This is a genomic window from Sulfitobacter brevis, assembly GCF_900112755.1.
Classification (GTDB): domain Bacteria; phylum Pseudomonadota; class Alphaproteobacteria; order Rhodobacterales; family Rhodobacteraceae; genus Sulfitobacter; species Sulfitobacter brevis.
In genome coordinates, this window is record NZ_FOMW01000024.1 from 1 (window position 1) to 20121 (window position 20121).

Annotated in this window: 20 protein-coding genes and 1 pseudogene; 11 read left to right on the forward strand and 10 right to left on the reverse strand. The window is 54.5% G+C overall.

What is annotated here, in order from left to right; translation table 11 throughout:
* Nucleotides 1–222, reverse strand: a pseudogene (locus BM174_RS18920) (IS256 family transposase); the annotation flags it as partial.
* A gap of 149 nt (nucleotides 223–371) precedes the next feature.
* Here BM174_RS18920 and BM174_RS18925 point away from each other — a divergent pair.
* The 3 genes from BM174_RS18925 to BM174_RS21795 all read left to right on the forward strand — a co-directional run bounded on the left by BM174_RS18925 (nucleotide 372) and on the right by BM174_RS21795 (nucleotide 1881).
* The gene (locus BM174_RS18925; RefSeq protein ID WP_093925401.1) at nucleotides 372–986 is read left to right on the forward strand and encodes a hypothetical protein; all 615 of its coding nucleotides are present in this window, start codon (nucleotides 372–374) and stop codon (nucleotides 984–986) included.
* Between the two features lie 101 nt (nucleotides 987–1087).
* Nucleotides 1088–1489: a hypothetical protein gene (locus tag BM174_RS18930; RefSeq protein ID WP_093925402.1), complete on the forward strand. Its 402-nt coding sequence runs from the start codon at nucleotides 1088–1090 to the stop codon at nucleotides 1487–1489.
* 101 nt (nucleotides 1490–1590) lie between these two features.
* Nucleotides 1591–1881 carry a M20/M25/M40 family metallo-hydrolase gene (locus BM174_RS21795; protein WP_425442396.1) on the forward strand — a complete coding sequence of 97 codons (291 nt, stop codon included), beginning with the start codon at nucleotides 1591–1593 and terminating at the stop codon, nucleotides 1879–1881.
* Between the two features lie 104 nt (nucleotides 1882–1985).
* Here BM174_RS21795 and BM174_RS18940 read toward each other — a convergent pair whose 3' ends face one another.
* A complete protein-coding gene (locus tag BM174_RS18940; RefSeq protein WP_093925404.1) occupies nucleotides 1986–2555 on the reverse strand; it encodes a LuxR C-terminal-related transcriptional regulator in 570 nt (189 codons plus the stop codon).
* A gap of 112 nt (nucleotides 2556–2667) precedes the next feature.
* Here BM174_RS18940 and BM174_RS18945 point away from each other — a divergent pair, with 112 nt between their 5' ends.
* The 6 genes from BM174_RS18945 to BM174_RS18970 are packed head-to-tail and all read left to right on the forward strand — an operon-like array spanning nucleotide 2668 to nucleotide 9225.
* A complete protein-coding gene (locus BM174_RS18945) occupies nucleotides 2668–3840 on the forward strand; it encodes an acetyl-CoA acetyltransferase (protein WP_093925405.1) in 1173 nt (390 codons plus the stop codon).
* Nucleotides 3841–3846: 6 nt separating this feature from the next.
* Nucleotides 3847–5394, forward strand: coding sequence for a class I adenylate-forming enzyme family protein (locus tag BM174_RS18950; RefSeq protein ID WP_093925406.1), 1548 nt, complete (start codon nucleotides 3847–3849; stop codon nucleotides 5392–5394).
* 56 nt (nucleotides 5395–5450) lie between these two features.
* On the forward strand, nucleotides 5451–6536 hold the full coding sequence (locus BM174_RS18955; protein WP_093925407.1) for a C4-dicarboxylate TRAP transporter substrate-binding protein: 1086 nt from the start codon (nucleotides 5451–5453) through the stop codon (nucleotides 6534–6536).
* A 37-nt stretch (nucleotides 6537–6573) separates the two neighbouring features.
* Entirely contained in the window at nucleotides 6574–7107 is a 534-nt protein-coding gene (locus tag BM174_RS18960) for a TRAP transporter small permease (protein ID WP_093925408.1), read from the forward strand.
* Nucleotides 7107–8420, forward strand: coding sequence for a TRAP transporter large permease (locus BM174_RS18965; protein WP_093925409.1), 1314 nt, complete (start codon nucleotides 7107–7109; stop codon nucleotides 8418–8420). The genes BM174_RS18960 and BM174_RS18965 overlap by 1 nt, the downstream gene beginning before the upstream one ends.
* Nucleotides 8421–8442: 22 nt before the next feature.
* A complete protein-coding gene (locus tag BM174_RS18970) occupies nucleotides 8443–9225 on the forward strand; it encodes an SDR family NAD(P)-dependent oxidoreductase (protein ID WP_093925410.1) in 783 nt (260 codons plus the stop codon).
* A gap of 106 nt (nucleotides 9226–9331) precedes the next feature.
* Here the strand turns inward: BM174_RS18970 and BM174_RS18975 are convergent, their stop codons facing one another.
* The 8 genes from BM174_RS18975 to BM174_RS19010 form a co-directional block, all read right to left on the reverse strand.
* Nucleotides 9332–10846 (reverse strand): amidase, encoded by a 1515-nt coding sequence (locus BM174_RS18975; protein WP_093925411.1) that lies wholly within the window; start codon nucleotides 10844–10846, stop codon nucleotides 9332–9334.
* A gap of 39 nt (nucleotides 10847–10885) precedes the next feature.
* The gene (locus BM174_RS18980) at nucleotides 10886–11185 is read right to left on the reverse strand and encodes a putative quinol monooxygenase (RefSeq protein WP_177209540.1); all 300 of its coding nucleotides are present in this window, start codon (nucleotides 11183–11185) and stop codon (nucleotides 10886–10888) included.
* Between the two features lie 32 nt (nucleotides 11186–11217).
* Entirely contained in the window at nucleotides 11218–11919 is a 702-nt protein-coding gene (locus BM174_RS18985; RefSeq protein ID WP_093925413.1) for an ABC transporter ATP-binding protein, read from the reverse strand.
* A complete protein-coding gene (locus tag BM174_RS18990; protein WP_093925414.1) occupies nucleotides 11919–12653 on the reverse strand; it encodes an ATP-binding cassette domain-containing protein in 735 nt (244 codons plus the stop codon). The genes BM174_RS18985 and BM174_RS18990 overlap by 1 nt, the downstream gene beginning before the upstream one ends.
* Nucleotides 12650–13723 (reverse strand): branched-chain amino acid ABC transporter permease, encoded by a 1074-nt coding sequence (locus tag BM174_RS18995; protein WP_093925415.1) that lies wholly within the window; start codon nucleotides 13721–13723, stop codon nucleotides 12650–12652. The genes BM174_RS18990 and BM174_RS18995 overlap by 4 nt, the downstream gene beginning before the upstream one ends.
* A 5-nt stretch (nucleotides 13724–13728) precedes the next feature.
* Nucleotides 13729–14589: a branched-chain amino acid ABC transporter permease gene (locus BM174_RS19000; protein WP_093925416.1), complete on the reverse strand. Its 861-nt coding sequence runs from the start codon at nucleotides 14587–14589 to the stop codon at nucleotides 13729–13731.
* Between the two features lie 115 nt (nucleotides 14590–14704).
* Nucleotides 14705–15946 carry an ABC transporter substrate-binding protein gene (locus tag BM174_RS19005; protein ID WP_093925417.1) on the reverse strand — a complete coding sequence of 414 codons (1242 nt, stop codon included), beginning with the start codon at nucleotides 15944–15946 and terminating at the stop codon, nucleotides 14705–14707.
* 97 nt (nucleotides 15947–16043) lie between these two features.
* The gene (locus BM174_RS19010) at nucleotides 16044–17561 is read right to left on the reverse strand and encodes an amidase (protein WP_093925418.1); all 1518 of its coding nucleotides are present in this window, start codon (nucleotides 17559–17561) and stop codon (nucleotides 16044–16046) included.
* Nucleotides 17562–17951: 390 nt separating this feature from the next.
* Between BM174_RS19010 and BM174_RS19015 the strand changes: the two genes are divergently transcribed.
* Both BM174_RS19015 and BM174_RS19020 read left to right on the forward strand, forming a co-directional pair.
* Entirely contained in the window at nucleotides 17952–19151 is a 1200-nt protein-coding gene (locus BM174_RS19015) for a transporter substrate-binding domain-containing protein (RefSeq protein ID WP_093925419.1), read from the forward strand.
* Between the two features lie 2 nt (nucleotides 19152–19153).
* Nucleotides 19154–19744, forward strand: coding sequence for an ANTAR domain-containing response regulator (locus tag BM174_RS19020; RefSeq protein WP_093925420.1), 591 nt, complete (start codon nucleotides 19154–19156; stop codon nucleotides 19742–19744).
* Nucleotides 19745–20121 lie beyond the last annotated feature (377 nt).

The following is a 20121-nucleotide window of genomic DNA, read 5'->3' on the forward strand; positions in this document are numbered from 1 at the left end:
GCCAATGCCGGTTTGGAAGGGCCGGGTCGGATGATGCCCGTTGCGCACGACAGCCGCGTGACCTGCTTCAGTGCGCAAGTCGGAAAATTGAGCCAGATAACCGGCAAGTTCAGCTTCAACTGCTGTTGCGATCAATTGCTGCGCCCCCGTTCTCAGCAAATCCGTCAGCGCGTCCGTGATCCCGTCTCGACGCGCAAAATCAACAATGTTAGTCGTTTCCATGGTGGTGTATCTCCTTCGGTTGGGCTGCTGTCTTCCAACAACAAATCAACCAGATACGCCGCCAACCTTCAAACCGCCAAAACACCAGATTCAGTCATAGCTCCAAGGCCACCCGCAAAGCTGAAGAGCTGCGCAAACAGGAAGAACACTTGCACAGCGGTCGGCCTCTCACTGCGAAGGTCCTGGGCCACCACCTCGGCGTGGATCGTGACACGGCCACCAGACTGGCCAAAGCCCAGGGCCTAAAGCTCGAATGGGCCGCCTATCCTTGGCGCCGCATCTGGCAGCAGATCCACGGAATTGAAGGTAGCCACCTCGCCGCGCGTCTGGACATGCTCAAAGCCCGCCATCCGAATTCGGCGATCATCGGCGGCATCGAAGATCTCGAAGCCGCGCTGCGCACGCCAATGGTGAAGTTCCCCGGCATGGCCGCACTGCTTGGAATGCACCCCGACACGCTGCGCAAGCAGGTCAAGCGTGGCCGGAAACTGCCGTTTCCCGTGCTCGACCTCGGCCTCCGCATGCAGCTCTACCGGCCGCTCGACGTCATCCTTTGGCGCGACGAAGAACTCCTGATAGACCTGCCGTCCGCCATCCATGTCGCCCCAAAACCTGTGTCTCAACCGGGCCAGGAAGAGGATCGAGTTGAACCAAAGCCCAAGACAAAAGCGACGGCCAAAGCCCAGCCTCACATGCCGCCAGCCGACCGCAAAAAAGCGATTTTCGGCGGGGCTGCGCGGTCTAAGCGGAAGCCTGCGGGATAGCGGGAAAAAAGCCATACATCCGCGTTCTTCCGGCTCAGACAAATGCTGTTCTTTGTCGTATTGGTTCCAAATCCAGAATTGACCTAAGATCTTACAAAGAGATGGCTGCTGCGGGCGACGAACCAGAAGATATTACTCCGCAGACACATCTCGGTCTGAAAGCTGCAAACGCCGCGAAGGACAAGCGAGCCAAGGACGACCACGCGGATCGCCCGAAGCAGTCATGCGTTGAAAGTATGGAACGTTATGACGTCATCGAAACGCTTGTCGAAGCTCGCCTTAAAACCAAACTGCAAAACGACGAAATTTGGGTTCCATGGCTTCTTCGTCGTGATCTTGAACCACTTGATTCACGCAAGGACGCTCTTCTGGCAGCGGCCGCAATGCTCGTCGCGGTTAACAGTGCGGGCCTATCGGAAGGCGCAATGCGCGGGTTACGGTCGGCCGGGTCGTCACCGCAACGGACGGACCGAGCACGATCGTTGGTGAGGTGGATTTTGTAATCGACATTCGCAACCCAGACGCAAGGGTGTTGGACCGGTTGGCGCAAACTTGTTCCGATGTTTGCGAAAAGATTGCTGTGCAATCGGGTTGTGCGTCAAGAGTGACGCGGCGCCTGGCAATAGAACCCCGTGATTTCGATCCTGATTGTATTGCGGCAGTACAAAGTGCGGCTGATGAATTGGGCTTGCGCAATCAAAAGATCGCAAGTGATGCGTTGCATGACGCATCAAACATTGTGGCATTGGCATCAACGGCAATGATCTTTGTTCCATGCCGAGACGGTATCAGTCACAATTTCGCGGAATATGCATCTCCTGAAGATCTAACAGCGAGATGTGAGGTTCTGCTTCATGCGATGTTGTCGCGCGCGGGGCGGGTTACGGGCCTATAACTAAGTGAGCAGCGTAATCCTTAAGATGACGATTCTTGGGATGAGTGATCCAAATTGCAAGGGGCAAAGCTACCGACGTCTGAATCATTGGACGGAAAACCTCTTCAAAAGGCATGTACTATTTCTGAAACCAGCGCAGCAGTATTCTTGACGTTGAATTTACGCATCAGCCGCGCACGATGCACTTCAACTGTACGATGTGAGATGCTGAGCGAGACACCGATTTCACGTGACGTTCTGCCGTTCACAAGATGGTGCGCGACCTCACGCTCACGCGGGCTGAGATTGACCGAGCGGTAGCTTTTTTCTGCGAGCTTTTCGAATGACCAGATCATCAATGAAAATGGATCTTCGGGTGACAGTGTAGCACCTTTGGCGCGTACCCAAAAAATTTTCTGATCCCACGCCTGCATAAAGCGTTCATCCTCATAATAGGTGTCGCCGCTTGTCCGCATGCGCTCTTCGCATCGCGCGCCAATCTGGTTGAAATCAGCAGTGGAGGGATAGAGCCGCTGGACCGAGCGGTTCACAAGATCCGACCTACTATAGCCGAACAAGCGCTCAACAGCTTTGTTTACCTCGATCACGCGGCGGTGCCGCACAACGATCTGTGCAACAGGAGATTCCTGAAAGCCCAGGGTTGCCGCTTTTTGCGAAGTAGAAATATCAATCATTCGAGCTTACCACTTACTGAATTACGTAAGCCTACGTATCATATTACGTAGTACTACCAATAGATCGATATCAACATGATGTTAAAATGAATCCCTAAACAGGGGGAATATCATGAGCACTGGAGTGTCCATTGTCGGGAGCGGCCACACAAAATTTGGCCGATTGCAAGAAAACCTCGAAGAGCTGATCGTTGCCGCGACCCGGGAAGCAATTGAAGAGTCCGCCGTGGATCCCGATGATATTGATGCGGTGTTCTTGGGCCATTTCAACTCGGGCATGGTGTCAGACGGCTTTGCATCTTCTCTGATCCATCAGGCCTATCCGCAGTTTCGGTTCAAACCGGGCATGCGTGCCGAGAACGCCTGCGCATCGGGATCTGCGGCAATCCATGCAGGTCTGAATGCGATTCAGGCGGGCAAGGCACGTACGGTACTTGTTGTTGGCGCCGAGAAAATGACCAGCCGTACGACGAAAGAAGTGACACAAGCTTTGGCCGGTGCAGGCTATCAGAATGAACCATCTGAGGCGTCGCTCAGTTTTCCTCAGGTGTTCGGGGTTGCGGCGCGTGACTATGATGCGCGCAATTCCAGCCCCTTGGACGCGATGGCCCGAATCGCAGTCAAAAATCATGCGAATGCAATGGCCAACCCGCTGGCACATATGCACAAGGAATTCTCCTTCGAGCATTGCAACACGGTTTCCGAAATGAACCCCGAGATTGCACCACCGCTGCGGCTGACCGACTGCTCTCTGGTGACAGATGGTGCGGCTGCGGTGGTTCTGACCATAGATGAAAACGCTGCAAACTTCCGCAAGTCAGTGAGTGTTCGCGCGGCTGTCCACGTCAGTGACTTTTTGCCCATGACGCGCCGTGATTTTCTGGCCTTCGAAGGCCCCGAGCGTGCATTTGCCCAAGCATTCGACGCAGCCAATGTGACGCTGGGTGATATTGATTTTGCTGAGGTTCATGATTGCTTCACTATTGCCGAATTGTTGACCTACGAAGCGATGGGACTGGCGCCTAAAGGGCACGGCGCGCGCGCGCTTGAAGAGGGTATCGTCTACCGTGACGGCGCTCTTCCAGTGAACCTGTCTGGCGGGCTGAAAGCCAAGGGCCATCCAGTCGGGGCGACAGGCGTGTCAATGCATGCGCTGGCGTTCCGGCAACTGACTGATCAAGCGGGCGGCATTCAAAAGCCCGGCGCCAATCTTGGGCTGGTGTTCAATATGGGGGGCTCGGCAGTAGCCAACTACGTCTCCGTCTTGGAAGCGTGCAAGGTCTGATCGGGCATGAATATTTCAGAATGGCTGCATCAGGTAGCGCGGGTTTTCCCTAATGCACCCGCAATCCGTTTCGGTACGGATCTACATGCAACGTACAATGAATTTGCACAGCATAGCGCAGGGATGGCGCGATATCTGACAGAAACGCTTGGCGTCGCAAAGGGCGATCGTGTTGCGTTGTTCATGAGCAATTGTCCCGAGTATCTGGAAGTACTTCATGCAGTACTGTGGGTTGGCGCGATTGTTGTGCCAATCAACCACAAGTTACATCCCCGTGAAGCTGCCTGGATCATCGGCGATGCCAAAGCTCAAGTTGTCATTACCGAGACAGGCACCGTCTTTCCTGAGCCAACCGACCTGGCGCATAAGTGCATTGAATGCGGAATGTATGATCAAGGCCTGACAAAAGCCGCGAATGAGATGCCGATACTCGCTGCGCCCATCCAAAGGTCTCGTAATGATGTTGCATGGCTGTTTTATACATCTGGCACAACGGGTCGCCCCAAGGGGGTAATGACGACCCATGGCAATCTCATCGCAATGTCACTGGCCTATGCTATGGATGTGGATAATGTGTCTTCAAAGGACAATTCTCTATATGCCGCGCCCATGTCGCACGGTGCGGGGCTTTACCATTTTCCGATCCTGCGGGCAGGGGGATGTCATATCATCCCGCGCTCTCGTGGATTTGACGCGACCGAGATAGCCGGACTGGCCAAGGACATTGGCAACCTCGTTTTTTTCGCAGCGCCCACAATGATAAAACGTCAGATCGCGCATGCCTGTGCAACGGGTTACGATGGCGATGGCATAAAGACCATTATCTACGGCGGCGGCCCTATGTACATGGCCGATATCGACGAGGCATTGAAGCATTTTGGTGCGAGGTTTGTCCAGATATACGGGCAAGGCGAAAGCCCTATGACAATCACCGTCTTACCGCGCGCGCTTGTCGCAGACACCACGCATCCGAATGCAAGCCAGCGCCGAGCCTCTGTGGGGTTTGCGCAGGCAGGCGTGCAGGTGCGTGTTGTCGACGAAGCAATGCGCGACCTCCCTGCGGGGGATGTCGGAGAGGTGGTTGTCACGGGCGATACCCTGATGAAAGGCTATTGGGGCAATGATCAAGCCACAGCGGATACGGTTGTGCAGGGTTGGCTGCGCACGGGCGATTTGGGATCCATGGACACAGACGGATTTTTGACTTTGTCCGACCGTTCCAAGGATGTCATCATTTCTGGCGGAACGAACATTTATCCACGGGAGGTGGAGGAAACCATTCTCGCACATGAATTGGTGTCGGAAGTCTCGGTGATCGGGGTGCCCAGCTCTGAATGGGGCGAGGATGTGATCGCCTTTGTCGTGCTGGGACGCGACAGCCTATGCGACAGCACACAGCTTGATACGTGGTGCAAGAGCCGCATGGCTTCGTTCAAAAAGCCGAAGAAATATTACTTTGTGCAGGACTTGCCAAAAAATAGCTACGGAAAGATTCTGAAAACCAGCCTGCGTGAACGCGCTGCGCTGGATTTGGAGGGAGAGCATCAGGCGTAAGCCTGCATGCAGCACAAGGCTTGTCTGGACTGGACGGGCGCAAATGGGAGAAAAAAATGGAACGCAGGACATTTATCAAAACCGGAGCGGCTGCCGCCTCTGGCGCTTTGTTCATGGCAGCACCTTCGCTGGCGCTTGCCGCAACATCGTTAAAGTTTGACAGCTATGTCTCTGATTCCGCAGGGCCGTCCTGGATCGACCGCTGGTATCTTGATGAGCTGGAAAAGCGGACGGCAGGCGAAGTAAGCATCCGCCGCTATTGGTCGGGATCACTGAATAAAGTGGGCGAGCATCTTGGCGCAGTACGTGACGGGACATCGGAGATGACTTTGATCGCTCCCGGCTATTATCAGTCAGAGCTTCCGGTGACACGCGGACTGGAATGGTATTTTCGGATGAACCGTGCAGATGCACTGCAAAAGGTTTGCCGTGATGTCTACGAGCAGTTTGACCCCCTGCGTGCAGAATGGGAAGAGCGTCACCGCTCCAAAGTGCTTTATTGGACCAACTGGAACTATGCGCCGCTTATTTTGCGGACGCCGATCAATTCGCTCGAAGATATCAAGGGCAAGCGCATCCGTGCCTATGGTGTATCTGCAGATGTGGTCGAGGCGCTTGGTGGCACAGCTGTCGCGATGGCAGCGCCAGAGGTGTATCAGTCGTTGGAACGCGGTATTCTTGACGGCGTATACGGTTTCGACTTTGTGACAGCCATCGCTTACAAGCTGCACGAGATCGCACCGCAGTTCTATGACATCGGTGACGGCCCGCATGCGCCGGCGGCAACGATCATGAACAAGCAAGTCTATGATGGGTTGCCCGATGAAGTGCGTAAAGTTTCTGATGAGATCGTAGCTGAGATCTATGGTGGCCAGTTCAGCGCTATCTACGAAGAAGTGCTTGCAAGTTATGTGAAAACTGCCGAAGCCGAAGGCGTTACGCTGAGTGCAATTTCTGACGAACAGAAGGCAATGACCAAGGCTTTGGTTCAGCCTGCACAAGTAAACTCTTGGTTAGAGGGAACAGCAAAACCAGCAGGAATTGACGGTGAGGAAATGCAATCACTGATCGACGCTGCTATCCAGAAATATGATCCTGAAGCAACGCTCAAACGTCCCTACGAGATCAGCCAGGAGTCATGATAGGGCGTGGCGGTTGCAGAATACAAAGGATCAGTTAATGCAGATTCTAAACAGATTCCTGAATTTCGTATCTGATGTACTGGGTGCGATCGCCATGCTTTTCTTGGCATTTTTAATGTTTGGTACAACGTTTGACGTTGTGGTGCGCGCCATCACTGGCAGCCCGATCACCGGCGTGTTCGAATTTACCGAACTTGCTCTTGTGATGGTGGTGTTTCTCGGCGCGGGTTGGGCACATCGCGGTGATGCGCATATCCGCGTGACTATTTTGACCGACAAACTTTCTTCGGCGACCCGGGCAAGGGTCGTTGCTCTGGCATGGGGGATTGGCGCTTTGGGTGTGCTCATTTTGGCAATTCCCGCCACCAACGAGGCCATCTATTCGGTCTCGATCCGCGAATATCGCTGGGGGTATGTCAAAATCCCAATCTGGTGGACCAAAGCCAGTTTGGCGACGGGTCTGTGGTTTGCTTTTATCCAGATGGCAGTCCAGTCTGTTCAACTTTTTCTTTTCGGTGAGCCCGCGCCCAATGCGGCAAAGACCGGCACCAATCGACGTCAGGACTTATGATGGATCCGACTCTTGCCCCATATATTGCCGTGGCACTGATATATTTCCTGATGGCTCTTGGTGCGCCGGTCTTTGCCGCATTGGCGCTGGCCGGGGCGGCTGGTATCATTATGGTCGAGGATTTCAGCTTTCTGATGACGCGGCTAAAGTCGATCTCTTACGCAACTACAGCCGTATATACACTCACGATCATTCCGCTGTTCATTCTTATGGGCAGTTTTGCTCATCATGCACAGGTCGGCAAAAAACTCTTCGATGTGGCAAGCCGCTGGGTCGGGCATCTGCCGGGCGGTTTGGCAATGGCGGCGATCCTAACCAGTGCGGGCTTTGCTGCGACATCAGGGTCCAGCGTTGCAACTGCGGCTACGGTTGGTTCGGTCGCCATACCGGAAATGAAAAAGGCCGGATACGAAGGCAGTCTGTCTGCAGGGGCCGTGGCTGCGGGTGGAGTTTTAGGGGTTTTGATCCCGCCGAGTGTTCTGCTGATCTTCTACGCTGCGTTGACGGAAACATCGGCAGGAAAAATGTTGGTAGCTGGGTTTTTGCCGGGCCTGCTGACCGCCATTGTTTTCATGGTCGGGATCTATTTTATCGCCCGCCGCGGCAGTATGCGCCACGCGGTCACGCTACGGGCAAGCTGGGGCGAGGCGGTGCGCGAAACCGGCAAAGCATGGCAAGTTCTGGTGCTTTTCTTGGTGGTCATGGGGGGTATCTATCTGGGTCTCGTTACGCCAACAGAAGCTGGCGCAGTGGGGGCGTTTGTTGCGCTAATAATGCTGCTCATGCATCGTGCCAGCTGGTCGGGTATGATGGGGCGCATCGTTGAAAGCTTTCAGTCGACGATCAATACAACTGTGATGATCATGTTCACCATGATCGGTGCGGCTGTGTTCAGCTATTTTCTGACGCTGATTCAGGTACCCAACCATTTGGCGGAGGCCGTCGTCGGATCTGGTTTGCCACCCTATTTTATCATTGCAATGCTGTTGCTGGTTTTTGTGCCACTGGGTATGTTTCTCGATGCATTTTCGATGATGGTTATCACTATTCCGATTATGTTTCCCACGGTGCAGTCATTGGGTTTCAACCCGATTTGGTTTGGCATTTTGGCCGTCAAGATGTGCGAAATAGGACTGATAACGCCGCCTGTTGGTCTAAATTGTTATGTCATTGCCGGCATCGATCGCGAAACGCCTTTGCCAGAAATTTTCCGCGGCGCGCTCTGGTTCGTTTTGCTGGAAGTCATCACAATCATGATCTTGTTCGCTTTCCCGGTCATCACCACAGTGCTTCCTGATTGGATGAACTCCTAACTCAGCATACAGGGAAAAATATATGCTTACGTTTGAAAAAGGTGCCGCACTGATAACTGGCGGCGGCTCCGGAATTGGCCGCGCAACTGCACTGATGTTGGCCAAGGCGGGGACACAGGTGGCCGTTGCTGACATTGATCCCGTCGCAATCCAGCAGACAGTTTCTGACATTGAGGGGTTGGGTGGCGCTGCTCTGGCTGTGCCGATTGATGTACAGGACAAACAATCGGTTGATGATGCTTTTGAGCAAGTCGAAGCATGGCACGATGGAATTACTATCTTGGTCAACAGCGCGGGCATTTTGCGGATGGACACCTTCGAGGATTTTGACGTCGAGACCTGGAACCAGGTGTTCAACGTTAATGTCACGGGCAGTTTTCTGTGTGGCCAGCGCGCAGCGGCAAATATGAAGAAAGTGGGTTATGGCCGGATCATCAACCTGTCTTCGATAAGTGGAACGCGAGCCGGTGTCGGGCGCACGGCTTACGGCACATCCAAGGCTGCAATTTCAGGGCTGACCCGTCAGATGGCGCTGGAGTTGGGCCGTCACGGGATCACGGCCAACGCCGTTGCCCCCGGTGCAACGACGACCCCGATGACGAATGAAGCCTATACAGAGGAGACGAAGGCGTTGTTGCTGCCCATGATCCCCACAGGTTTTATTGCAACTCCAGAGGATATAGCCAACGCAATTGTTTTCCTTGCATCCCAGCAAGCACGCTATATCAACGGCCACACCTTGCCTGTGGATGGTGGATATCTGGCTTCAGGAATGCTGCAGACCGGCTCGATCTCGTTGAATTGAGGCAGTGGCTGCATAGCGTGTGGCACAGAGGGGCTAACCGCGAGAGTTGTCCGCCCGCAGGCGATCTGCAGGCGGATTATTACTCATTCCGTGCGCAGGGAAGCGCTTACATTTGTTTCCAATCTCCGGATCCTTCGAAGGCGGATGCAGCCTGATAGATTGTGGATTCGTCGTAAAATTTTCCCACCAACATCATGCTCACAGGAAGACCGCTCGACATGCCGCATGGGATCGCCATCGCTGGGTGCCCGGTCACGTTGAAGGGAGCGGTATTTGGTAGCATCTCGAACGCGCGCGACAGGATATCCTTGCGGGGGCCTCCGGCCTCCGGCAGTTTCGTCGCTTTCAGGGGCAGGGTTGGCATCAACAGCAGATCGTATTCTTCCAATGCCGTGTCATAAGCTTCTTTTAACTTGCGGGCCAGGTTCTGCGCCTTGGCATAGAAGTGGCCGCGATGGTGGCGAATGCCATATTCGCCCACGAGCATTGAGATCTTCAGCGTATCCGAAAGCTCATCGGCTCGGCTTTGCCAGCCTGCGAGATGGTCAAGCAGCGACGTAGCATAGAGACCTTTCCAGTTCATTCCCAAACCATTGCCGTTCATCATCTGAAATTGCAGACCTTCAAGTGCGATAGGCGACCAGATTGCTGGGCCAAGTTTGTGCATCTCCACTGACACTTCCTCGACCGCGGCCCCGTTTTGGCGGAACAAATCGGCCGCGGCGCGGACCTTTTCGTCCACATCTTTCTCGGAACTGTCGTGGCCGAAACCTTCCTTTAGAATGCCGATCTTGAGGCCTTTGACGTCCTTATCCAGTGCGTCAGTATATTTGGCGGTCTTGACGTTGTACTGCCGTGGATCGAGTCCGTCCGCACCTGCGAGAACTTCCAGCATAAGCGCATTGTCGGCGACATTGGCTGTTATCGGGCCGGTATGGTCGATTGTGGATTCGATCGGCATAATCCCACTGTATGGCACCAACCCATGCGTGCCTTTCATACCGTAGAGCCCCGAATAGGCTGCGGGGATCCGGATGGACCCCCCCTGATCTCCGCCGATAGCCATGTCGACCTCACCAGATCCAACCAGTGCGGCGCTGCCCGAAGAGGAGCCGCCTGCCGAATATCCCTTCTTGATCGGGTTATGAACCGGGCCGGGTTGGGAAGTGTGGCTCCCCCCCGAAAGGCAGAAATACTCGCAAACAGCCTTGCCTTTAATGGTGGCACCAGCATCGAGAAGCCGGGTCACGATAGTAGCGTCAATATTGGGCACGTAGCCTTCAAGCAAATTGGAGCCATTGCGCATCGGGACGCCGGCAAGGCAAACGTTGTCCTTGAGTGCAACTGTCTTGCCTTTAAGCGGACCGTCCTTCGCGCCTTCTACATCGACCTTCCAAGCCCAAGCGTTAAGCTCGTTTTCCTCGGCGTCCGGATGATAGCCGGTGACGCGCGGATATTTAACCGCAGGGAGGTAATCTGGAAGGGCATCGACAGCGTCATAGGCTGCCATAGTTGCATCAAGTTCCTCATGGAAAAAATCGAGATCTTCGGGCGAAAAGTTCATTCCCATGCTCTCGGCCAATTCGTTGAGCTGTTTCTTATTCGGGCGGGTAACTGGCATTTTTTGCACTCCTGGGCTGTTGATTGGGGTTATTTCAAGTCACATTCGGATAACTTGGTGGCTCACAAGAACCTCCGGCGGCGCAAAGAGCAGCGATCCCGCCGCGTCGAAGAAACGTACGACTGCATCGGACGTATTGTGCAGCGCCATTGCTGCTTCATCCGAAAAGCATTCGATGGTAGTGAACAGGACCTTGTCGTCCTGAGCACAGCGCAACACTCTGTAATCTTCGGTTCCAGGCTCGTACTCACGGGCATCATTCACCACATCGGAAAGCGCCAATTGCACTTTCTCGGCCTGGTTCGGCGCGCAGCTGAATTGAACTGTCTGAACGATCACTCCACTCTCCTTTTTGCAGCTATTCTTTTGGCTCATCCCATGCCCACAAACTCGTTGACCACGTCGGGGTCGCTGAGATCTTTGGCGGACAGGGTGCGGCTAACTTTGCCTCGGTGGATAATTAACACACGGTCCGATAAGGCCTGAATGAAATCAAGATTTTGCTCAACCAGCACGATCGACATGCTTGAGCGCTTGCGGATTGCAAGAAGCAGGTCTGCAATCTCGTCGATTATCGAGGGTTGGATGCCTTCGGTCGGTTCATCTAACAGCATAACTCGGGGTCGCCCGCAGAGGCAGCGTGCGATTGCCAGAAGTTGTTGTTCGCCACCACTTAGGGCGCCGCCATTGCGTTCCAACAGCCGCTCTAACCGGGGAAAATCGGCCAGTACCTCCTCGACAATGCCGCGCCGCTTGTCAGCACCGGAAAGCGCGCCCATCATAAGATTTTCACGCACTGTGAGGGAGGGGAATATTTCTCGTCCTTGCGGCACATACCCGATCCGCATGCGGGCGCGCTTGTGGGCACCTGCGCCGGTAATCGGCTCACCGTCTAATGAGATGCTACCCGACATCGGCGTGATGTGACCAATTAAGGTGCGCATAAGCGTGGTCTTGCCCATACCATTGTGACCTAAGATACCGACATATTCATTGTCGTCCACATGGAGCGATAGACCGTGAAGGATAGGCAACGCGCCGTAGCCAGCTACAAGATTTTTTGCTTCGAGCATCAGGCAACCTCCGTCCGGCCAAGATAAACATTTCGCACTTCAGGATCTCTCAACACGACATCGACAGGTGCTTCGCGCAAAATCTTCCCTCGGTGAAAGACCGTGACAATATCGGCGATCCGTTTGATGAACTGCATATCGTGTTCTACCACCACGATGGTTGTATTGGTGTTGAGCTCCTTGAGGAGCTCTGCAGTGCGAATTCTCTCTTCTTGGTCCATGCCGGCCGAGGGTTCATCGAGCAGGATGAGGCGGGGGTTGCGTGCGATCACCATACCGATCTCGACCCATTGGCGCTGGCCGTGGGCCAACTCGCCCACCAGCTTGTGGACAAAGCTGGCGAGCTTAAGTTCGTCAACGACTTTTTCGACGCGCTGGTCGGCGGTTTTCTTGTCGGTGTCAAACTGTGCAGCCAGCCAAAGATTTTCGCGCGCCGACAGACCGTCGAAGACATCGGGTTTCTGATTTTTTATTCCGATGCCACGTCGGGCGATCTCGAAACTGGATAGCCCGGTCACGTCATCGCCATCGAACAGGATCTTTCCCGAAGTTGGGGCGATTTGACCAGTTAACAGCTTAAAGAATGTACTCTTGCCGGCCCCGTTTGGCCCAATGAGGCAACGCAATTCACCTTTTTTGAGGGTGAAATCGACAGTATCTGTGGCGTGAACACCGCCAAAGCTTTTGACCAGCCGACGTGTTTCGATCAACGGCATATCTGCAGCGTCGCTCATACGTCGGGTCCTTTCTCGTTATCAGATCCGGGCTCAGCTTGCCCTCCTGGGCGCACGCCGAGCAGCCGTAGCAGCAGATTGCCGAGGGTTGGGACCAAGCCTTCCTTAAAGGCCAGTACGAAGACGATCAGGATGACGCCCAGAACTAAGGTGACCTGGCCCACGCCCTGCATACCCAACCAAGTGGTGAGATACTGAATTATGCCGACACCCACGATTGGGCCAATCAGAGTGGCCTTGCCACCGACGATGACCCAGATAATAACTTCCGCCGCACGATCGAGACCAAACATCTCTGGCGCCACGAAGTTTCCCCAGATCGCGAACATCGTCCCTGAAAGACCTGCAAGCGCGCCTGAAAGGATGAAAGCGAGCAGCTTGTAACGCCGCGCATCATAGCCCAGCAGCTCGATGCGCTGCTCGTTTTCGCGGATACCGATCATGACGCGGCCAAAAGGCGTAGTCAGTAACAGGCGTAACCCAATGTAGACGAGGATCAGCAGTGCCGCCGCAAGGTAATAGACGTGGTCGATAAATAGCGTGATTTCAGGGTTCCAAGGAACTTGAAGGGGAGGGACGCCGGGGATGCCGTTCTGGCCATTCAGTCGGACATCGCCCACCACATATTGCGATCCTGAGGTGGCGCGCATGGCCTTGTTCATGATCAGCGTGATCACCAGCGTCATTACCGAGAAGTAAATGTCGCTCAGCTTGCCGTAGACCATAAAATATCCCAGCACCGCGGCCAAAAGCATTGGTAGCAAGATACCCAGAAAGAAGGGCAGGGTAGTGGTGCCGAAATTCATCGCGGCCACCGCGTAGACATAGCCTCCGGCACCGAAGAAAGCCGTCTGACCAAAACTGAGGATCCCAATATAGCCCCACAGGAAGCTCATGCTTAGGGCCAGCAACGCCAGCACCAGCACAACCGACAGATCGAGAAGTTGCGCCAGACCAAGAGTTTGTGGCAAGAGCGCGAGGATAACTGCTGCGATTACGATGAATGCCCACCACACCGCTCCGGGAGACTCGGAGGAAGGACTTTGCAGTTTCTGAAGGAATTTTATCATTAGTGTCAAATCCCTTTCCGCATGCGACCGGTGATGCCTTGAGGCAAAAGACGCAGCATGATCACCGCGACAAAAAGAACACAGATTTCAGCAAGTACGGGCGAAAGTTCATAAGAGACCACCCCGTCAATCACGCCATAGAGGCCGGATGCCGAAACGGTGCCGATCAGGGGCCATGGCCCGCCCGAAATCACAGCAATGAAGGCTTTGGAAATATAGAACCCGCCCATTGTCGGCGACGCGCCGAAGAGCGGCACCAGCAGTGCGCCAGCAAGCCCAGTAATTGCCGAACCGAAACCGAAGGTGAACATGTAGATCATTGAGGTGTTGGTCCCCAGTGCCCTTGCCATTTCTGGGTTCTGCATGGTGCCGCGCACGAGGAGTCCGAGATTTGTGAACCGCCAGATCGCATAAGTGCCCAGCAGCATCATCAACGCCGCCCCGATCATCACCAAGCTGTAGCCGGGTACGTTCAGTCCGCCCAGGCTAACAGGACCCATGTTTGATGGCACGGACTGCGATTGCGGCCCCGCAACCGTTGTGACGATGCCCATGAGAAACAGGCTGATGCCCCATGTTGCAAGCAATGTGTCGAGAACACGCCCATAGAGGAAGCGGATCACCGTACGCTCGACGATGACACCGACCAGGCCCACAGCCAGCCCCGCGGCGAGCATGGCCAGCCAGAGTGGCAGCCCCAGATTGGACCCCAGCACGCAGAAATAGGCTCCCAGCATGAGGAACTCGCCCTGAGCCAGATTGATGACCTTCATCATTCCGAAAATAAGTGCCAGCCCGAGGCTGATCAGGATCAGAATGCTAAATGAGAAAGCAATCTGATAGACATATACCATCAATGAATCCATCGGCTTCTCCCAAGTAAGGTCTTGCTGTGATGCAGCTGATTAAAAGTTTGAAATAGTGGAATTGCAGGGTCGCAAGTTGGGACCGCCCGACGAGAGGCGGGCGGTCCACGCCGCATCAGTCGAGTTGGACCTCGTACTGCGTCGTATCGTCTGGATTTTCGTTGAGATTGCACACAAGTTGCGTATCGATCGGAGGCTTCTGGTCGAAGGTCCTGATCGCCTTGAATTCCTGCTTGTCGTCCTGCACGGCCACGTGGATGTTCATGACCGTGTGATTGGTCTGACCGTCAATTGTGTAAAGGCCTCCCGCACCTTCCACAGAAGTCCCGCCGAGGGAGGCCATGACCGCGTCCGGCTCGACCGAACCAGCCCGGCGTACTGCCTCGGCCCAGAGTGACATTCCGCGATAACCGCCTTCGCCATATTCGCCGATGTAGTCATTCTCGCCGGTGTATTCTTTGAAGCGGCGTACGAAGTCATTGGCTGCCGGAGTGTCGAGACCATCATAGAACGAGGTGGCAAGGATGATGCCTTCACCTTCTTCCGGGGCAAGCTCGACCTGTTCGCGCCCTATACTGTAGGTCGTTGAGGCAAGCATCATTTTGTCGGTACCAATAGTGGCATGGAATTGACGGTAGAAACTCATGTGCGCGGCACCCACGAGAGCGGACCAGACCACATCGGGCTTGGCGTCTTGAATGCGCGCAAGCACGGAGGAGAAGTTCGAGACATCAAGCGGTATGAACTCGACGGCAAGGTCTTCACCGCCCAGATCGCGGATGTATTTCTGTAACCACTTCGATGTGATGTGGCCATAATTGTAATCCGCCGCCAGAATGTAGCCCTTCTTGCCTCCCAACTCGTTGACCACATAGGGGCAGAGCGCATCAAGCTGTTGGCCGGGGACCATGCCAGTCGAGATGTGGCGGCGATCACAGACACCTCCCTCATAGAGCGAGTTGTAAACGTAGAGCCCCTTAAAGCGGTTTACGATGGGGCGGATCACCTCGCGCGATGAGCTGGTCACACCGCCGTGAATGACGTCGACCTCATCGCGCAGCAGCGCTTGTGTGGCGTACTGCGAGTAAAGCTGGTTACTCGACTGTGCATCGTAGAAGATCAACTCCAGCGGCCGGCCGAGTAGTCCACCAGCCTTGTTGATTTCATCGGCCGCCATGGCGACGGCTTTCATCTGCTTAAGCGAATAGATATTGAGCCCCCCGGTCTGGTCGAGGATGTTGGCGACCTTAATCGGTTTCTCTTGGGCGAGGGCAGCTGAGGAAAGAGTGCCCTGCAAACTTGCGAAGGCGAGGCCGCCACTTGCGAGGCGGGTGAACTGTCTACGTGAAAGTTTCATAATCGTACTCCATTTTCCCTGTTGTTTTTTCTGCGCATTTTAAGGCGCCATGAGTGGCCACTTTTACCCAGCGTTCACGCTGGGGTCCGTGGTCCGATTATCTATTTTTCCAGTCGCCCAGTTCCTCGAACACATGCGCGGCGCGGATCAGCGTAGATTCGTCGAAATGTCGGCCCACCATCATCATGCCCACTGGCAAACCGTCGATCATACCGACCGGGATGGTAAAGGCCGGATGGCCAGTCACGTCGAACGGACAGGTATTGGCCTGCATGTTCAGGGCGGTGGTGACGTAGTCCTCGAGTCCGCAGTCATCGGCAGGGATCGCGGAGGCGGTAAACGGGATCGTCGGCATCACAATCATGTCGTGGTCTTTTAACAGCGCATCATAGGCCGCGCGCAGGCCCCAGCGCAGGTTCTGTGCCTTCGCGTGATACGTGCCGTGCGTGGTGCGATGCATGTATTCGCCCAATAGCATGACCATTTTTACCGTCCCCGCCACATCATTGATGCGGGTGTCGTATCCTTTTCCCATATGAGAAATGAAACTGGTGGGGTAATAGCCATGCACATTAGTGCCAAAACCGTTCCCGCGGATCATCATCTCCGCAGCGCCTTCAAGGATGATACCGTTCCAGATGTGCGGGCCGTCATAATGTTGCGGGAGAGAGGCTTCGGTTACTGCGGCCCCTGCAGAGCGCAGTGCATCGACCGCGTCGCGCACGGTCTTGCTGACACCGGGATCGCTCTCATCGTGCTCGAACCCCTCTTTAAGAACGGCAATCTTGAGGCCTTTTATGTCACCGCCTAAAGCGTCCATGTAGGGCTGTGTCTTGGCGCCTACAGTGCGGGCATCCCATCCATCGTGTCCGGCGATGACGCTCAGGAGTCTGGCTGTGTCCTCAACCGTGGCACACATCGGGCCGAGGTGATCCATTGAATGGGATATTGGCATCGCACCCGATGTAGGTACAAGCCCCCAAGTCGGTTTGAGGCCGTAAATGCCGCACCATGCAGACGGTGTGCGGATGGAACCGCCTTGGTCACCGCCGATCGCCATCGGCACGTCTCCGGCAGCGACAACCGCAGCGCTGCCGCCTGATGAGCCCCCGGCACTATGTGTTGGTTTGTGCGGGTTGCGGATGGGTCCGTAGGCGTTAGTGTGACTTGCGCCGGAAAAACAAAGATCCTCACAGGCGGCCTTGCCCGCAATTGTTCCACCGGCTTCCAAAATACGGGTCACGAGCGTCGCATCGATGTCTGGTACAAAGCCTTCAAGTAAAGCCGAGCCGTTCATCAGCGGCACGCCGGCGACACAAATGTTATCCTTGATTGCAACAGATTTTCCCGCCAGCAGCCCCTCGTCCTTAAGCTTGATGTCGGTTTTCCAGTACCAAGCATTGTAGGGGTTCTCTTCCGCATCGGGGCGATAGCCCGGAACACGGGGTGCTACCACCGGGAGCTTGGCCTCAGGTAGGGTATCAAGCCGTTTGTAAGAGGCAATGGATCCGGCCATCAGCCCCCGATATGATGCAGCTTCCTCTGTTGACAGCTCGAGACCTTTGTCCTTGGCAATTTCGAGAAGTTGACTGACTGAGGGCATCGAAACGGTCATCGGGGTCTTCCTTTCCGCCGAATGGCAGTGGTCAAAACAAAAAACCCCTTATCCCAGTATGGGAGAAGAGGCGCACTTGCCTTAGGATTTTACATCCGGCGATTTTTTTCAGTAGATCTGAAGCCAGCAAGAATATAACAGGTCCCGCCAGCTAAACACGATGTAATACGTGTCAGCAGACAAGAATTTTTGTCAAAAGAGACCGCTCTCGAAAGTGAGTTTCACTACTGCGTGAAGGCTCTTGCGTAGCGCAGCGCCATTGCTGCCTCTTAACGCTGTTCCAAAAAAATTTACTTGTCAACAGGTTTAAGTTCCGTGACCTTCGCGAGGGTCACTGGGTGTCAGGGTAAACAGCCAGCGCCTGATTTATAAGGATTAGGTTTGGGAGGTATGGCCTTGAATTACATAGATAATAAGGTTACAAAAATTCCGGTTGGCATCCTGTACTCCTTAACGGGCCCTTACGGTGGCGTGAATGCCAGCATGGTTAACGCAGCGATTCTCGGACTTGAGGAGGCCAACGCCGAACTGAAGGGATCGTTTGAGTTAGAGCCATTTTTCCGTGACTGCCACGGCAAGCTTTCCGCCTATACTAAAAATTGTGAACTGATGATCTATCAAGACGGTTGTCAGCATATCATCGGATGCTACACTTCGGCTGCGCGCAAACAGATATTACCGCTTCTTGAGCGTACAAACACTTTGCTATGGCATTCAGCGCGTTACGAAGGCTTCGAGGCCAGCGAAAATGTGCTCTACCTCGGGGCCTCGCCAAATCAGCATTTAATCCCTTTGGTGCGCTATATTCTCGCGGAGATGGTCCCCGAGATTTATTGCGTCGGGTCCAATTACATCTGGACTTGGGAATCGAACCGTCTGCTGCGTGAGCAGATTGTTGAAGGGGGTGGTCGCATTATTGCGCAAAGATTGGTTCCGATGGGGGATCTCCAGATCGATCATATTATTTCGGAGATCATTTCTTTGAAGCCACCGGTGGTGTTTAATACGCTTGTGGGGGAGGCAAGCTATCGGTTTTACCGCGCGCTTTGGCGGGCAGTCTCGGCAGATCCAGATCTGAAACCAGGCGATATCACTGTCGTGAGTTGCAGCTTGTGCGAGGAAGAGCTTCCTCTCATCGGGGAGCCCGCCTCAATCGGCCATCTAACATCGGCAACTTATTTTCGAAGCCTGCAGCGGCAGGAGAACATTGAATTCTTGGCTCGGTATCGGAAACGGTTTGGCGTTGGAACCGCACCGTCGGTGGACGCTGAATCAGCATATGTCTGTGCAAGAATGCTTGGGCGTTCCATCGCGGCTGCAGGAACTGATTTAGTCAGCAAGGTGCGCGACGCTGCAAAGTCTTCCGCCTTCGAAGCGCCAGAGGGCACGGTGCGTATCGATCACGCGACCAATCACAGTTTTCTAACGCCGCGACTGGCGGTCTCCACGCGCGGCTTTTCGTTTAAGATTATTTGGGAGGCCCCTGAAACCGTCGATCCGGATCCGTTTCTGGTATGGCAGGGCGAAACACAGACGCGCCCAGAAGCCCGCGCGAGCGACGTGGTGAACTCCGATGAAAAGGAGACTTGAAAATGAAGCAAAAGAAGCCTCGCATGTTATTTCGCGGCTTGCATGCGTTGATCTGGCACGACTCAGATTCAAACCGGCAATTTTTGGAACTTTATTTGCAGCGTCTGGGAATCCGGGTTTCATCATGTGGCGTCGCGGGAAAGCTTGAAAGGTGTCATGAGTTTGATCTTTTGTTCTTTGACAGCGACCATGATCTACCAATTGATGACTTGAAGCACGATGGGCCATCGATCGCTCTGGTCGGATCCGAGGCGCCCTCGCGATTACAATGGATCTTGGATCACAAAGTGGCCTCTCTGATTTTCAAGCCCGTGCGCTCTGCTGGGATCTACGGTTCTATCGTTTTCGCAATGAACCAACATGAAGAGCGGCTTTCAATCGCTGCGCAACAGGATCGGTTCAGTTCAAAAATTCGGTACCGAAAACTGGTGATCTTCGCTGTCTTAAAATTGATGAGGGAGCAGGGGTGCAATGAGGAAGCGGCATTTTCAGGGTTGCGACGACAGGCGATGGAGCGCCGGATCACAATCGAGATGCTTTGCGCCGACATGCTTGGCCAAAACTTACCCTCTAATCGACTGCATGACGCCTGAACTGCCTTAGCATCGGGGGCGATAGCCACCCGGCGAAATGTGGGGATGGCGTGAAGGTCAGCATACCGTGGTGGGTGATTGCGTATTCCGGGGTGATCCGGCCACCTGTACCGATAGCATCCGGCCACCCATACCGATTTGATCCGGCCATGGATTCCGGGGCATCCGGCCACCCCTATTTTGACACGATTTAAGCGACTGCGAGGCGATCTGTAGCAGGGCTACTCTGGCGTTCATTTGAACGAGAGAGAGCCCAATGAAGAGATTGCCAATGCGGAAGATACGGGAAGCTTTGCGGCTTCGATCAGATGGATTTTCAGGACGCCGTGTTGCGCAAAGCCTGTCGGTGGGCCGCGCGACGATATCGGAGTATTTTC

Excerpts from the sequence above, each read along its gene's own strand:
- BM174_RS18930 (WP_093925402.1), top strand. The coding sequence starts at position 1,088 with ATGGCTGCTGCGGGCGACGAACCAGAAGATATTACTCCGCAGACACAT.
- BM174_RS18940 (WP_093925404.1), bottom strand. The coding sequence starts at position 2,555 with ATGATTGATATTTCTACTTCGCAAAAAGCGGCAACCCTGGGCTTTCAG.
- BM174_RS18945 (WP_093925405.1), top strand. The coding sequence starts at position 2,668 with ATGAGCACTGGAGTGTCCATTGTCGGGAGCGGCCACACAAAATTTGGC.
- BM174_RS18950 (WP_093925406.1), top strand. The coding sequence starts at position 3,847 with ATGAATATTTCAGAATGGCTGCATCAGGTAGCGCGGGTTTTCCCTAAT.
- BM174_RS18955 (WP_093925407.1), top strand. The coding sequence starts at position 5,451 with ATGGAACGCAGGACATTTATCAAAACCGGAGCGGCTGCCGCCTCTGGC.
- BM174_RS18960 (WP_093925408.1), top strand. The coding sequence starts at position 6,574 with ATGCAGATTCTAAACAGATTCCTGAATTTCGTATCTGATGTACTGGGT.
- BM174_RS18965 (WP_093925409.1), top strand. The coding sequence starts at position 7,107 with ATGGATCCGACTCTTGCCCCATATATTGCCGTGGCACTGATATATTTC.
- BM174_RS18970 (WP_093925410.1), top strand. The coding sequence starts at position 8,443 with ATGCTTACGTTTGAAAAAGGTGCCGCACTGATAACTGGCGGCGGCTCC.
- BM174_RS18975 (WP_093925411.1), bottom strand. The coding sequence starts at position 10,846 with ATGCCAGTTACCCGCCCGAATAAGAAACAGCTCAACGAATTGGCCGAG.
- BM174_RS18985 (WP_093925413.1), bottom strand. The coding sequence starts at position 11,919 with ATGCTCGAAGCAAAAAATCTTGTAGCTGGCTACGGCGCGTTGCCTATC.
- BM174_RS18990 (WP_093925414.1), bottom strand. The coding sequence starts at position 12,653 with ATGAGCGACGCTGCAGATATGCCGTTGATCGAAACACGTCGGCTGGTC.
- BM174_RS18995 (WP_093925415.1), bottom strand. The coding sequence starts at position 13,723 with ATGATAAAATTCCTTCAGAAACTGCAAAGTCCTTCCTCCGAGTCTCCC.
- BM174_RS19000 (WP_093925416.1), bottom strand. The coding sequence starts at position 14,589 with ATGGATTCATTGATGGTATATGTCTATCAGATTGCTTTCTCATTTAGC.
- BM174_RS19005 (WP_093925417.1), bottom strand. The coding sequence starts at position 15,946 with ATGAAACTTTCACGTAGACAGTTCACCCGCCTCGCAAGTGGCGGCCTC.
- BM174_RS19010 (WP_093925418.1), bottom strand. The coding sequence starts at position 17,561 with ATGACCGTTTCGATGCCCTCAGTCAGTCAACTTCTCGAAATTGCCAAG.
- BM174_RS19015 (WP_093925419.1), top strand. The coding sequence starts at position 17,952 with ATGGCCTTGAATTACATAGATAATAAGGTTACAAAAATTCCGGTTGGC.
- BM174_RS19020 (WP_093925420.1), top strand. The coding sequence starts at position 19,154 with ATGAAGCAAAAGAAGCCTCGCATGTTATTTCGCGGCTTGCATGCGTTG.